Raw genomic sequence first — 12,543 nt, 5'->3', positions numbered from 1 at the left:
CCCACAGCGCGCGCTTGTCCGCGCAGCCGGTGAAGCGGTAGGAGGGCGTGTCGTCGGACAGGGTGTAGGCGTTGTCGCGGCGGTACCTGGCGCGGTCGAACAGCAGGGCGGACGGGCCGGAGACGACGACGCGGTCGTCGAGCCCGGCGTCGAAGTCCGGCTGGTTGGCGCCCGCGCAGACGCGCTGCCGGTGGTGCTCAGAGAATCCGCCGGGCTCCGGGGATCGAGCGCACCAGGTAGGCCAGCCCCCAGCAGATCGGCAGCGTCAGCGCCGCCACGACCGCGAACTTGGCGATGGCCGGCGCCGCCAGCCCGGCCAGCAGGGTGCTGACGCCGACGAGCACGAGCGGGTGGATGATGTAGACGGTGAACGCCTGCTCGGCCAGGAACCTGCCCAGCGGCCCCTGCCGGTTGAAGCGCTCACGGAACCACACGCTGAGCGCGATCACCATCGAGACCGCGAACGCCGACTCCCATGCCGCCAGTCCGAGCTGGGCGACCCAGCCCGTGGTCCACACCCCGGCGGGCAGCAGCACAGCCGAGGCGACACCGGCCGCGATGAACCCGTACCTGGCCGCCGACCTGGGCAGCGTCTCGAACCAGCCGCGCCGGTAGGCGAACAGGCCCACGACGAACATGGCGGCGTACTGCGGCAGGTAGGAGGGCGTGGGCAGGCCGACGACCGGCCAGTACTGCCCCACCGGCACGAGGAAGCGCCAGGCGAAGACGGCCAGCGTCAGCCCGGCCGTGAACAGCGCGACCGCGCGAAGGGTCAGCTCGCCCCGCCGTTCCTCGATGCGCCGGCCGGAGCGGCGCCACAGCACGTAGAGGCCGGTCAGAACCAGCAGGACCTCCACGAACCACATCGGTCCCGGGTCCCACGAGCCGAGGTAGAACTTCCAGTACGGCAGCGTGCCGTCGTAGCTGCCGAGCAGCGCGAAGGGCCGCAGGAACAGCAGGTAGGCCAGCAGCGGGATGCCGAGCCGCTTCAGCCGGTCGCGCAGGAACGGCCCCGGCCCCTTGCGGTCGTAGGAGCGCGGGGTGAAGAAGCCGGAGATGAGGAAGAAGAACCCCATGAAGAACGCCTGGTTGAACATGATCAGGAGGTCGAGGAGCACGCCGGTGCCGTCCTGCGCCTTCTCGAAGACGTACCAGGCGGGGATGTTGCCGTAGGTGACGGCGACGTGGTGCAGGACGACGAGGACGGTCAGCACGACGCGCAGGTTGTCGACGGCGGCCAGCCTGGTGCGGGTCTCGGTCTTCACTTGACGGCCCTTTCGAGGAGGTCGGCCAGCTCACGCGCGTGGGCGTCGAGGTCGTGGCCGGGGATGACCACCCAGTAGGCGAACATGGCGTCGACGGCGGCGGAGTGGGTGACCGCCATGACGCGGCGGTCGAAGGCGCGGAACTCGCCGGTGTCCTGGCCGAGCTTGTAGACCAGTTCCAGCGCCTGGAAGATCTCCTCGCTGGTGTGCGGGCCGTAACGGGGACCGCCGTCGGCGCCGCGCAGGTTGTGGAAGATCTCGCCGATGGCCTTGAGCTGGGCGCGGTTTCCGCGCATGTGCTCGGCGACCGCCAGGACGTGCGTGCGCAGGAGCTCGGTCGCGGACTTCTCGCCCTCCATCTTCGCCAGCACGTACTCGGCGATCCTCGCGTAGACCTGGTCGACCACCTCCTCCATCAGCTCGTCCTTGCCGGCGAAGTGGTAGGAGATGACGCCCTTGCTGATACCGGCGTGCCTGGCGATGTTCGCCAGCGACGCACCGGCCCAGCCCGACTCGGCCAGGACCTCGATGGCCGAGGCGATGATCTGCGCCCGCCTGGCCTCCTCGATGAACGATCGTTGGCCGGACGGCTTGTTTTCTGACCGCATGGCCAGAATTTAGCACAGTTGGCCAGATCTGTGCGCGCGCAGGACCAGGATGCCCATGGCCAGCATGACGACGGCTCCGGCCAGCGCCGCCGTCCGCATGCCGTCCACGTAGGCGGCGCGGGCCGCGGCGGCGAGTGCCGTACCGGCGGCGGAGGCCAGGTCGGCGGCGGTGGCGAGGGCGCCGCCGAGCGTCTCCCCCGCGAGCGCCGCGCGCTCGGGCGGCACCTGCTCTGGCATGCTCGCGGCCAGGCCCGCGCGGTAGACGGCCATCCCGATGCTCCCCAGTACGGCGGCGCCGAGCGCCTGCCCGAACTCCGTGGCCGACTCGAACAGGCCGGAGGCCGACCCGGCCTTCTCCGGCGGCGCCGTGGAGACGACCAGGCCGGAGGCGAGCGCCTGCACCGAGCCGATGCCCCAGCCCAGCAGGATCTGCCCGCCGAACAGCAGCGGCAGGTCGGCCTGTGTGCCCAGCCGCGCGATCAGCAGGAACCCGGCCGCGCCGCAGAGCATCCCGGCTCCCATGACCTGGCCGGGCCGCAGCCGGCGGGTGAGGCCCGCGCCCAGCACGGATCCGGCCGCCGAACTGACGGCGGCGGGCACGATCATGAGCCCGGCCACGACCGGCCGCAGGCTTAGCACGGACATCAGGTACTGGGTGATGAAGTAGAACGTTCCGACCAGGGCGAAGACCGCGAGCGTGGCGGCGGCCAGCGACAGGCCGAAGCCGGGCCGCCGGAAGAGCGCGAGGTCGAGCATCGGTTCCGGCCGCGTGCGCTGCCTGCGCAGGAACAGCGCGGCGAACACCAGCCCGATCCCTGCCGCGGCCCACGTGAGCGGGGAGAAGTCCTGTTCGGCGGCCCTCTTCACCGCGTAGACCAGGGGCAGCGCGGCCGGCAGGACGAGTCCCGCCGAGGCCAGGTCGAACCGGCCGGGCTCGGGGTCGCGGTACTCCGGCAGCAGCGGGCCGAGCACCAGCAGCAGGAGCATGATCGGCACGTTGACCAGGAAGACCGAGCCCCACCAGAAGTGCTCCAGCAGCCATCCTCCGGCCACCGGCCCGGCCACGCTGCCGAGCGTGAAGACCGCGGCCCAGATCGCGATGGCCATCCGAAGCCCGCGCGGGTCGGTGAACAGCACCCGGATGAGCGCGAGCGTGGGCGGCATCAGCGTGGCCGCCGCGGCGCCCTGGAGGCCGCGGGCGAGGATGAGCAGCTCGGCGGTGGGCGCGAACGCCGCCGCCGCGGAGGCTGCGCCGAAGGCCACCGCGCCCAGCAGGAGCAGCCGCCTGCGGCCGATCCTGTCGCCCAGGTTCCCCATCGGGATGAGCAGCCCGGCCAGCAGGAAGGCGTAGACGTCCACGATCCAGAGCTGCTGCGCCCCGCTCGGCCGCAGCTCCGCGGTCAGCGCGGGCAGGGCGAACAGGAGCACGGTCACGGTGACCGAGATGAGCAGGACGGGCAGCATGAGGATCGCCAGCCCGGCCCACTCCCGCAGACCCGCTTTCACCATCATTCCTCCTTACGGTGTACGTGCCCTCCTCTCTACCGGGCGTTTACCGGGTGGTGTTATCGTTTCGTCACGGAAATGAGGTGTGACGAAATGGTGGCGTGCGCGCGGTGTGGGAAGGAACTGGAGCTCCCCGGGCGGGGCCGCAGGCCCCTGTACTGCTCGCGCTCCTGCCAGGCCCGTGCCTACCGGGCCCGCCGCTCGGCGCGCACGGTCGTGGCGCCGGTGCGGGGGCCGCGCGGCGAGACGGCCCTGTCCAGGGAGGCGATCGTGCGCACCGCGGTGCGGATCGCCGACGCCGGGGGCCTGGAGAGGCTGTCCATGCGGCACGTGGCGAACCTGCTCGGCGTCAAGGTGATGTCGCTCTACACCTACCTCGCCGGCAAGGACGAGCTGATCGACCTCATGGTCGAGACCGTCTTCGCCGAGGGCCTGGACGCCGGGGCCGAGGCGACCGGAGGCTGGCGGGCCGAGCTGGAGGCCGCGGCCAGGTGGGAGTGGGAGCTGTACGCGCTCCACCCGTGGCTGCTGGAGGTCATCGCGACCGTCCGGCCGCCGCTTGTCCCCAGCCTGCTCGCCCGCTTCGAGCGCGGCCTCGGCGCCTTCGACGGGCTGGGCCTGGACCCGGTGCTCACCCACCGCCTCTACCTGGGCGTCAGCGGGCTCGTGCAGGGGCTGGCGCTGCTGCGGGTGAGCGAGATCGCCTCGGGACGGCGCGGCGAGGCCACCTCGCTCGGCCACTGGCGCGCGGTGACCGTGCCCGCCGTCTACGAGGAGCTGGGCGCCGAGCGCTACCCGCGCCAGAGCGCGCTGCGCGACAGCCCGGACGTCCTGGCCGACCTGGAGGAGATCTTCACGGTCAACCTCCAGGTCATGCTGGACGGCCTGGCCGCCTTCGTGGACACGCGCTAGAGGGGCGTCCAACCGGTCCGGCCGTACCAACTGCCACCGGCGGCGAGGTGGTCGGCGACGGCGCGCTCCAGGCTGGTGCGGCGCGGCAGCGGGTCAACCTTGGCGTCGGCGCCGAAGATGAACTCCATCATCCCGCTGCTCTCGAAGCGGTGCAGCAGCCGGAAGCGACGCTGGAAGGACATGATGTTCGAGCCCGCCGGGAGGTACTGCGCGAACTGGTCGTCAAGCAGCCACGAGCTGCAGGTCACCACCGGGTAGTCCTCGCCGGGGAAGTGCTTGGGGAAGAAGGCGCGCGCCCGCTCGAAGGAGTCGTCGCAGGCCCAGGGCGGGAACGGCCCGCAGAAGTCGGGGATGTGCAGCCCCAGCGTCCGCCCGTGCTCGCCCACCGGCACCCCGGCCGCGCGCACCGCCTCCAGGGTCCTGCCCGTCATCAGGTCGCGGGCGAACTGCAGCCGCCCGAGCTGGTAGATGATCCCGCGCACGTGCGCCATGTACCAGAACGGCGCGTGCAGCCCCGGCCCGCCGTGCCGCTTGCGGTGCACGGCCATGTTGCGCCCGATGTCGGCGAGCGTCGCGTGCGACACCTCCTCGGAGATGCCGCGCGCGCGGTGGAACTCCCGCGTGTACGGCAGCGCCGCCAGGAACACGTGCACGTAGAAGTACGGCCCCAGCTCGGGCAGATCGGGGAAGTACGGCGGATCGTCGCGCACGTCGATGGCCGAGACCAGGGAGTGGACGCAGCGTTCGAGCAGCCACCACTGCGGCGTGCCGGGCTCGGGGGCGCTCGCCATCACCCCGGCGACGTCCTCGTGCGGCACCGTCAGCCGCATCAGCTCGCCGAGCAGGTCGCCGGGCGCGGGCAGGCGGGCCTCGAAGCCGCCCAGCGACTCGAGGTGGGCGAGCCAGACGGGGTGCTCGCGCAGAAGGTTCTTGATGTCCATCGGCGATCAGCCTAGCCGGGTTCGGTACACCTCCCTCGCCCGGCCGATCAGCTCCAGATGGTCCTCCAACTGACCCGGCGCCTCCAGCTTCGCGTGGGTCCTGACCAGGTTCTCCAGCAGGTCCAGCCAGTCCAGGCACCAGCGCACGTCGGAGCCGCGCGCCACCTGTCTGCCGCCGACGTCCACGTGGACCGGGCTGGTCAGGGCGTACCCGGTGGTGGTCAGCGTGCGCGGGTGCGGCTCGCACAGCGCCTCCGCCAGCACGTACGTGGGCTCGCCCACGTCGAGTTCGACGGTGACGGTCAGCGCGTCGTCGCCGCCACCGAGCCGTCCGGCGCCCGCGCGCACCCCGTCGGCGGTGCGCACCCGCACCGCCGCGACCTCGGGGCCGATCGCGGTCGCGGTGACCGACAGCCGCCCGCCGGGCTCCGCGTCGACGACCGCGCCCGGCCCGTGGCCGTCCACCGACAGCTCCAGCCACGGCCCCGTGGTCGCGAACGTACGGCGGGCCCGCACGGCCTCGGCGAACGAGGCGGCGGTGAGCGCCCCGTCCACACGGGCGTAGACGCGGCCCCAGCCGGGCGGGTTCGACTGGTTGTCGGAGCGGGTGAAGGAGATCATCGTGTCGGTGCCCGCGGTGACGGCCAGCCTGTTGCCCGCGCCCAGCAGGCGGCGGTAGACGGTGGCGGTGGCCGGGATCGAGGCGTGCGTGAGCACGTCCAGGCTGTCGACCAGGCCGAGCGCCGCGTCGGCGACCAGCGCGCTGGCCGAGCAGTCGCGCGCCACCGGCCCGAACAACGCCTGGGCCGGATCGTCGTCGCGCACCGGCTGGCCGAACGGGTGGCTGTAGCCGAGCAGCGCCCCGAGCCGCCGCAGCTCGGTCAGGGCGGCGGCGTTCGGCGGCCAGTCGGGGGCGCCGTCGAAGCCGGTGTGCAGCCTTCCGGGCTCGGCGGTCAGGCCGAAGGCGTAGGCGTGGCCGAGCAGGTCGTTGCGGTACTCGGCGCCCATCCTGGCCAGGTGCGTGGCGTCCGACCAGGGCAGGTCGCGGCCGATCCAGTGCTCCAGCGCCTCGCGGTCGTACACGCGGGCGCCGGAGACGTTGCCCGCCAGCAGGTTCAGGACGTGCAGGTCCTCGCCGTGCTGGGCGGCCGCGGCGTCGGCGGGGGCGGCGACGAAATCGCCTGCCCAGTTGAGGTGGGTGTGCAGGTCGCCGCCGTACCATCCGCGGGCGGCGGCGTGGTAGATGCGGTGCGGCGCGAGCCGTACCTGATGGTCCTGGCCCGGTCGCGGGGTGAGCTCCGCGCGGTCCTGGTCGTACTCCATGCCGCGGGTGGCGGTGATCGTCAGCGGTTCGGCGGGGACGTCGAGAATGAGGTCGTCGCCGTGGAAGTAGGGGCGGCCGTGGAAGTCGTGCCGATGCGGGACGCCCTCGGGGAACCAGCCCTGGCCGCCGTCGCCGGTGACGCTCCACCGGCAGGGGTACGGCGAGCGCAGCCTCAGCCGGGCCACCTCGGCGATCCTGAACAGGGGCGTCGTGTCCACCGGGACGTCGTCGAGGGTGACCTCGGTGTGGGGGGAGATCTCCGCCAGCCAAGCACCTTGCGACGATATTTCGCGACATAAGCTCCCGATGCGGACGGTGGCCGTGCCGGGGCGTTGGGAGTCCACCAGGAGCGGGATGTGGGGGTGGTCGTCCTCGGCCAGGATCACGTGCGGCGTGCCGTCCAGCGCCGGGCCCTCCGGGGTGAGGCGGAGGGCGGCGGCGTGGGCGGGCAACTCGCCGTCCAGGGTGTCGCGCAGGATCTCGTCGTAGTCGGGCTCGGCCAGGCGGGCGCCGAGGCCCTCCAGCGGTTCGCCGGGGTGGCGGGCGGCCAGGCGGCTGAAGGCCACCCGCCAGAAGCGGTCCTGGAGCTCGGGTGGGAGCACGCGTCTGCGGGCGAAGAGCCTGACGTAGAAGATCTCCGGTTCGCCCCAGGTGATGCCGTGCTCGCCGAGCAGCCCGCCGTACTCTCGCAGGGCTCCCGCGACCGGTTCGGGCAGCATCGGGTCATCACACATGCGCGGTCTCCCCGTCGTCGACTGCGCGCCATCGTGACACACGGCACCCGTCCCGGCAGCCGCAGGCGTGGAAACGAGTAGCGATATTTCACCCGGCGATGGATAGTTCACCCACCGGGGACGCCGATGCTCTCCCACGTCCTGGTCGTCAGGGTGCCTTTGCCCCGGTAGGCGCGGACAATGTCGGCGTGGGCGCGCAGCCGTACGAACCTGTCCAGATCGTCGGCCGACCGCCACACCGACACCGATCCGATGCGGCGGCGCAGCGGGTCCGCCCAGAGCAGCAGGGCTACGGCGCCTTCCAGGCCCGGCCACAGGCGGCTCAGCCGCCAACCCGCCCAGCAGGCTCGGGGCAGGTCCTTGATGTGGTGGAGCCGGAAGTCGGTCTCGCTGACCAGGAGCGGGGTGTCGGCTGGGTGGTGCGGGCCGGGGAGCCAGCGGGTGGTCAGCTTGTGGGTCGTGCTGGTGGGGCTGCCGGGGCTTTGGGCGTGGGGGTTTTTGTGGTCGCGGCTTTCGCGGCCGGGGTTTTTGTGGTCGGGGTTTTTGTGGTCGGGGGTCAGCATGCGGCGGGTTCGCGGATCAGGACGGCCGCCGCCTCGCGGATCTCCGGGGAGAACGGCATGGGGCGCAGGGTGGTGGCGTCGAGGTTGACGTTGACCCGGTGGCCCTCGGCGTGGACCACGGAGCGGTCGGCCGACAGGACGCGGAAGCCGTACACGCCGGAAGTGCGGCCCATGCGCTCCAGCCAGAACTCCACGAGCACGTCGCCCGCGCCCATCACCGGCGCGTGATACACGATCTTGAACTCGCGCACGACCATGTAGACGTCCTTGAACTTCGACAGCGCCGGGTCCAACCGCCACCCCGCCTCGGCCCAGAAGGCCGACACGGCTCGCTCGACGAGCAGGGCGTAGCGGGAGTTGTGCAGCAGGCCCATGGCGTCGAGGTCGTCGAAGTGCACCTGGACGGGCTTGAGCTGGGTCACGATCAGTCCTCCGGTAGAAGTGAGGGGTCGGTGGCGAGGGCGCGCAGCCGCTGCAGGACGGCGGCGCGGGAGTAGGAGTAGGCCTCGGCCGGGTCGATCAGCCGGGCGTGGGCGACGGTCGCCTCACCCAGGGCGTTGATCTCGAACGCCAGGCGGCCGGGGTTGGTGTCGTCCCTGAGCTCGCCCAGGGTGATCGCCTCCTCGGCCATGGTCCGCACGGCCTTCATCCAGTCGGACATCGCCTTGGCCACCCGGTCGCGTACCTTTCCCGGGCGGTCGTCGAACTCGGCCTGGGCGACGAAGAAGAAGCAGCCGCCCGGGAGGACGCCGTCCTCGTAGAAGCGCAGGCGGGCCTCGTGCATGGCGAACAGGCGGCGTACACCGGCGGGGGCGCGCATGGCGGGGCGGACGATGTGATCCACCCACTGGCGGGCGGCCCAGTCGACGGCGTCCAACTGGAGTTGTTCCTTGTCGCGCCAGTGGGCGAAGAAGCCGGACTTGCTCATGCCGGACTCCTCGGCCAGGCGGCCCAGGGTGAGTCCACTGAGGCCGTCCACGGAGGCTAGGGCGACGGTGCGTTCGAGGATCGCCTCTCTGCTGCGCTGCCCGCGCAGCCTGCGTCCATCGGTCATGCGTCCGACTATATACGAACGACCGGTCGTTTTGTTTTATGGATGAGGTTTTGGTGACATGCGCACTTCGTGGACTGCCCTCTCTCAGAGGGGCAGTGGCGCTCGCCAGAGGCGTTCGTCTCTGGCGTCAGTCAGTGGCGTCAGCCAGCCTCGTTGGTCGGTGGCGTTGGTCGGTGGCGTTGGTCGGTGGCGTTGGTCGGTGGCGCTGGTCGGTGGCGTTGGTCAGTGGCGTTTGAAGGCGGCCAGGAGGCGGTCGGCGGCCAGGGCGGGGGTGAGTTCGCCGGACAGCACCTCACGCTCGATCTCCTCGGTCAGCGCCGCCACCTCGGGATCCCCGTGCAACTCGGCCAGCAACCGATCCTGGACCAGCGTCCACGTCCACCGGACCTGCTGGGCACGCCGCTTGGCCGCCACGTCCACACGTTCCCGATGGGCCCCGATCTGCTGCCACAGTTCCTCGAGCCCAGCTCCGGTAAGCCCACTGCAGGTGAGCACGGGAGGCGGCGGCCCCTCGGAGCGCAACATGCGCAACGCCCCGGCCAGTTCCCTGGCCGCCTTGCGCGCGGCCACCTCGTGCTCCCCGTCAGCCTTGTTCACCGCGATCACGTCGGCCAGCTCCAGCACACCCTTCTTGATCCCCTGAAGCTGGTCCCCGGTACGCGCCAGGCTGAGCAGCAGAAAGCTGTCCACCATGTCCGCGACAGCGGTCTCCGACTGCCCGACTCCGACGGTCTCGACCAGCACCACGTCGTACCCGGCGGCCTCGACCACGACCATGGCCTCCCGGGTCGCCTTGGTCACCCCACCCAGCGTCCCCGAGGTAGGAGAAGGCCGAATATAGGCCCGCGAATCCGCCGCCAGCCGCGCCATCCGCGTCTTGTCCCCCAGAATGCTCCCGCCGGTACGCGTGGAGGAGGGATCGACAGCCAGCACCGCCACCCGATGCCCCAGCCCGGTGAGCAACGTCCCGAACCCATCAATGAACGTAGATTTCCCCACCCCCGGCACCCCGGACACGCCCACCCGCCACGTCCGCCCGGCAAGAGGCATGAGCGCCACCAACAGGTCCTGAGCCATGCGCACATGCTCACTCTTCGTGGACTCCACCAGCGTGATCGCCCGCCCGATCCAGGTCCTGGACCCGGCCTTCACACCCTCGACATAGTCCTCGACCGACCGCATGCCCCCGATCGTACGTTTCCCACCCCCACCACATCCCGCCCCCACCACACCCCACCCCGCTCCACCATCCTTTCCGCGTCACCCCAAGCCGCCCCACCACCCCGCCCTTCCGCGTCACCACACCCCACCCCGCTCCACCATCCTTTTCGCGTCACCCCAAGCCGCCCCACCACCCCGCCCTTCCGCGTCACCCCAAGCCGCCCCACCACCCCGCCCTTCCGCGTCACCCAAGCCCCCACCCCACCACCCTTCCGTGTCGCCCAAGCCACCCCGCCCCGACAGACTGAGGCCACGGCGGCCCCACCACTGTGAGACGCCAGACCACCCCACCACCACCGGCTCCACCCGCGACACAGCCGGTGGCCAGGCCGCGGGTGGGGGTGTTTGGGCTGGTGGTAGTGCGTGTTTACGTGTTTATCGGACTAAGTTCCGACAAATCGTGTCTCCAGGCGCTAGGGTCTCTGGAGATCCATCTCAGCCGTCACAGGAGTCACTCCCCTCATGCCGCACGTCGAACCGCTGCGCGAGGGCGATCCGGCGGTGGTGGGACCCTACCGACTGGTCGGGAGGCTCGGCGCCGGCAGTCAGGGCGTGGTCTACCTGGGCCAGGCCAGGAACGGCGTGCCAGTCGCGGTCAAGGTGCTGCGCGAAGGCCGGGCAGGGGACGACCGCCTAGCCGAGCAGATCGCCGCCGCCCGCCGCGTGGAACCACTCGGCGTGGCACAGGTGCTGGACGCCTCGTTCGCGGGCCGGCCGTACGTGGTGAGTGAGTATGTGGACGGGCCGCCCCTGCAGCGGGCGGGCAGGCACAACGGCGCCGAGCTCCAGCGGCTGGCCAACGCGACCGCCACCGCGCTGGCGGCGATCCATCAGGCGGGCGTGGTTCATCGGGACTTCAAGCCGGCCAACGTGCTGCTCGGGCCGGGCGGGCCCAGGGTGGTCGACTTCGGGCTCGCGGGCGCCGACCACACGCCGAGCGCGGGCGGCGTCTCCGGTACGCCCGCCTACATGGCGCCCGAGCAACTGTCGGGCCGGGAGGCCGGGGCTCCGGCGGACGTGTTCTCCTGGGCGGGCACGGTGGTGTTCGCCGCGACCGGCAAGCCGCCGTTCGGCGACGGGGCGCTGCCGGAGGTGATCCACCGGATCCTGCACGAGGAGCCCGAACTGGGCGATCTACCGCAGCCGTTGCGCGCGATCGTGCAGGGCTGCCTGGCCAAGGACCCGGAGCTACGGCCCGCCATGCGGCAGGTCGTCCTGCAGTTGCTGGGCGGTGAGCAGCCCCTCCCGGCCGCGCGGGCGGGCCGTCCGTCCCGAGGTCGAGGGGTACGGCGGGCGCTCATCGCCGGCGTGTCCGGGGTGATGGTGCTGGCCCTGTCCGGGGCGATCGTCTGGCTCACCTCCGACCCCCGCCGCGACGCCGGCCCCGTGGTCACGACCGTGACGCCTGCCTCGGCGTCCTCCTCCAGCCCGAAGCCGACCAGGACCCGCGTCCGCGACCCACGAGGTACGGCCACGCCCTCCCCCACCGCCTCCTCCACACGTGACGTCGGCACGATCCGAGTCCTGTACGTACGCGCCCAAGGCGTGCGAACCGCCCAGACCCGTGACTGCCAGGTGGGCGACACCGTGATCAGCGGCCAGGTCGAGGGCACCCGCTGGCCGGTGCGCTTCCGCTACGCCTGGATCGTGGACGGCCAGGTCGCCAGGCGCGGCACCGCGTACATCACCGAGGCCCGCACCCGCACCGTCGTACCCCCACCCGCCCTCACCCTCCCGGGACGGCACACCGTGACCCTGCGCGTCACCTCCCCGGTGGCGGCGCGCGAGTCGATCGCGGTCGAGGTGTGCCCGGTGGGGACCGAGTAGATGGGCACGCGCCAGCCCCTGGGCCCCGACGACCCCACGACCCTAGGTCCCTACCAACTGGTCGGCAGGCTCGGCGAAGGCGGCCAGGGCGTGGTGTACCTGGGCCGCGCCCCCGACGGCACCCTGGTCGCGGTCAAGGTGCTGCGCGACGGGCTGGGCGGCGACGACCGCTTCGCGAAGGAGATCGCGGCCGCGCGCCGCGTGGAGCCGTTCTGCATAGCCCAGGTCCTGGACGCCTCCCTCGGCCACGGCCCTCCAGACACCCCACAACAGGGCTACGGCCCAGCCCACGGTCCCGGCGATCACGAGGTGGGCCCGACCGGCCGGAGACACCGTCCAGCCGATCAGGAGTTCGGCCCGGGTGACCGGAGACACCGTCCGGACGATCAGGAGTTCGGCCCGGGTGGGTTAGGACAAGGATCGGGCGGCCAGGGGCGCGGCTTCGCCGGTCAGGAGGATGGCCCGGGCGGGCGCAGGCGCCGACCGGATGCCCCGGACAACAACCCAGCCGGTCACCGGCACGACCTCGCCGTTCACAGGGCTGGCCCGGGTGGTTGGGGGCACGGGTCGGGCGATCATGGGCGCTTC

General features: G+C 71.8%; 12 protein-coding genes. 2 read left to right on the top strand and 10 right to left on the bottom strand.

Annotated elements, in window-relative coordinates:
- Window positions 1-197 precede the first annotated feature (197 nt).
- From ACIBEJ_RS01315 to ACIBEJ_RS01305, 3 genes are read right to left on the bottom strand one after another with little or no spacing between them, the layout of a single operon-like run.
- Complete coding sequence (locus ACIBEJ_RS01315) at window positions 198-1,265, bottom strand: acyltransferase family protein (protein WP_397180564.1); 1,068 nt, start codon at window positions 1,263-1,265, stop codon at window positions 198-200.
- Window positions 1,262-1,873 (bottom strand): TetR/AcrR family transcriptional regulator, encoded by a 612-nt coding sequence (locus ACIBEJ_RS01310; protein ID WP_397180563.1) that lies wholly within the window; start codon window positions 1,871-1,873, stop codon window positions 1,262-1,264. Before ACIBEJ_RS01310 ends, ACIBEJ_RS01315 begins: the two co-directional genes overlap by 4 nt.
- Before the next feature lie 9 nt (window positions 1,874-1,882).
- On the bottom strand, window positions 1,883-3,385 hold the full coding sequence (locus ACIBEJ_RS01305; RefSeq protein ID WP_397180562.1) for an MFS transporter: 1,503 nt from the start codon (window positions 3,383-3,385) through the stop codon (window positions 1,883-1,885).
- 72 nt (window positions 3,386-3,457) lie between these two features.
- Between ACIBEJ_RS01305 and ACIBEJ_RS01300 the strand changes: the two genes are divergently transcribed.
- Window positions 3,458-4,291: a TetR/AcrR family transcriptional regulator C-terminal domain-containing protein gene (locus ACIBEJ_RS01300; protein WP_397180561.1), complete on the top strand. Its 834-nt coding sequence runs from the start codon at window positions 3,458-3,460 to the stop codon at window positions 4,289-4,291.
- Here ACIBEJ_RS01300 and ACIBEJ_RS01295 read toward each other — a convergent pair.
- The 6 genes from ACIBEJ_RS01295 to meaB form a co-directional block, all read right to left on the bottom strand.
- The gene (locus ACIBEJ_RS01295; protein ID WP_397180560.1) at window positions 4,288-5,232 is read right to left on the bottom strand and encodes an acyltransferase domain-containing protein; all 945 of its coding nucleotides are present in this window, start codon (window positions 5,230-5,232) and stop codon (window positions 4,288-4,290) included. The genes ACIBEJ_RS01300 and ACIBEJ_RS01295 overlap by 4 nt on opposite strands.
- 6 nt (window positions 5,233-5,238) lie before the next feature.
- The gene (locus ACIBEJ_RS01290) at window positions 5,239-7,290 is read right to left on the bottom strand and encodes a CehA/McbA family metallohydrolase (protein ID WP_397180559.1); all 2,052 of its coding nucleotides are present in this window, start codon (window positions 7,288-7,290) and stop codon (window positions 5,239-5,241) included.
- Window positions 7,291-7,397: 107 nt separating this feature from the next.
- Window positions 7,398-7,853: a hypothetical protein gene (locus tag ACIBEJ_RS01285; protein WP_397180558.1), complete on the bottom strand. Its 456-nt coding sequence runs from the start codon at window positions 7,851-7,853 to the stop codon at window positions 7,398-7,400.
- The gene (locus ACIBEJ_RS01280) at window positions 7,847-8,275 is read right to left on the bottom strand and encodes an acyl-CoA thioesterase (RefSeq protein ID WP_397180557.1); all 429 of its coding nucleotides are present in this window, start codon (window positions 8,273-8,275) and stop codon (window positions 7,847-7,849) included. The genes ACIBEJ_RS01285 and ACIBEJ_RS01280 overlap by 7 nt, the downstream gene beginning before the upstream one ends.
- Before the next feature lie 2 nt (window positions 8,276-8,277).
- The gene (locus ACIBEJ_RS01275) at window positions 8,278-8,907 is read right to left on the bottom strand and encodes a TetR/AcrR family transcriptional regulator (RefSeq protein WP_397180556.1); all 630 of its coding nucleotides are present in this window, start codon (window positions 8,905-8,907) and stop codon (window positions 8,278-8,280) included.
- A gap of 222 nt (window positions 8,908-9,129) precedes the next feature.
- Window positions 9,130-10,089, bottom strand: a complete 960-nt coding sequence (meaB, locus tag ACIBEJ_RS01270; protein ID WP_397180555.1) for a methylmalonyl Co-A mutase-associated GTPase MeaB — start codon at window positions 10,087-10,089, stop codon at window positions 9,130-9,132.
- A gap of 501 nt (window positions 10,090-10,590) precedes the next feature.
- Here meaB and ACIBEJ_RS01265 point away from each other — a divergent pair.
- Entirely contained in the window at window positions 10,591-11,955 is a 1,365-nt protein-coding gene (locus ACIBEJ_RS01265; protein ID WP_397180554.1) for a serine/threonine-protein kinase, read from the top strand.
- A 42-nt stretch (window positions 11,956-11,997) separates the two neighbouring features.
- Here ACIBEJ_RS01265 and ACIBEJ_RS01260 read toward each other — a convergent pair whose 3' ends face one another.
- Window positions 11,998-12,330, bottom strand: a complete 333-nt coding sequence (locus ACIBEJ_RS01260) for a hypothetical protein (RefSeq protein WP_397180553.1) — start codon at window positions 12,328-12,330, stop codon at window positions 11,998-12,000.
- Between the last annotated feature and the right edge of the window lie 213 nt (window positions 12,331-12,543).

Source organism: Nonomuraea sp. NPDC050790 (genome assembly GCF_044456745.1).
Lineage (GTDB): Bacteria > Actinomycetota > Actinomycetes > Streptosporangiales > Streptosporangiaceae > Nonomuraea.
The sequence above is the reverse complement of the archived record's forward strand: the minus strand, read 5'-3'. Positions and strand labels throughout refer to the sequence as shown.

Bases quoted from the DNA above. Each gene is read 5' to 3' on its own strand.
- ACIBEJ_RS01285 (WP_397180558.1), bottom strand. From the start codon at position 7,853: ATGCTGACCCCCGACCACAAAAACCCCGACCACAAAAACCCCGGCCGC.
- ACIBEJ_RS01275 (WP_397180556.1), bottom strand. From the start codon at position 8,907: ATGACCGATGGACGCAGGCTGCGCGGGCAGCGCAGCAGAGAGGCGATC.
- ACIBEJ_RS01265 (WP_397180554.1), top strand. From the start codon at position 10,591: ATGCCGCACGTCGAACCGCTGCGCGAGGGCGATCCGGCGGTGGTGGGA.
- ACIBEJ_RS01290 (WP_397180559.1), bottom strand. From the start codon at position 7,290: ATGTGTGATGACCCGATGCTGCCCGAACCGGTCGCGGGAGCCCTGCGA.
- ACIBEJ_RS01310 (WP_397180563.1), bottom strand. From the start codon at position 1,873: ATGCGGTCAGAAAACAAGCCGTCCGGCCAACGATCGTTCATCGAGGAG.
- meaB (WP_397180555.1), bottom strand. From the start codon at position 10,089: ATGCGGTCGGTCGAGGACTATGTCGAGGGTGTGAAGGCCGGGTCCAGG.
- ACIBEJ_RS01300 (WP_397180561.1), top strand. From the start codon at position 3,458: ATGAGGTGTGACGAAATGGTGGCGTGCGCGCGGTGTGGGAAGGAACTG.
- ACIBEJ_RS01295 (WP_397180560.1), bottom strand. From the start codon at position 5,232: ATGGACATCAAGAACCTTCTGCGCGAGCACCCCGTCTGGCTCGCCCAC.
- ACIBEJ_RS01305 (WP_397180562.1), bottom strand. From the start codon at position 3,385: ATGATGGTGAAAGCGGGTCTGCGGGAGTGGGCCGGGCTGGCGATCCTC.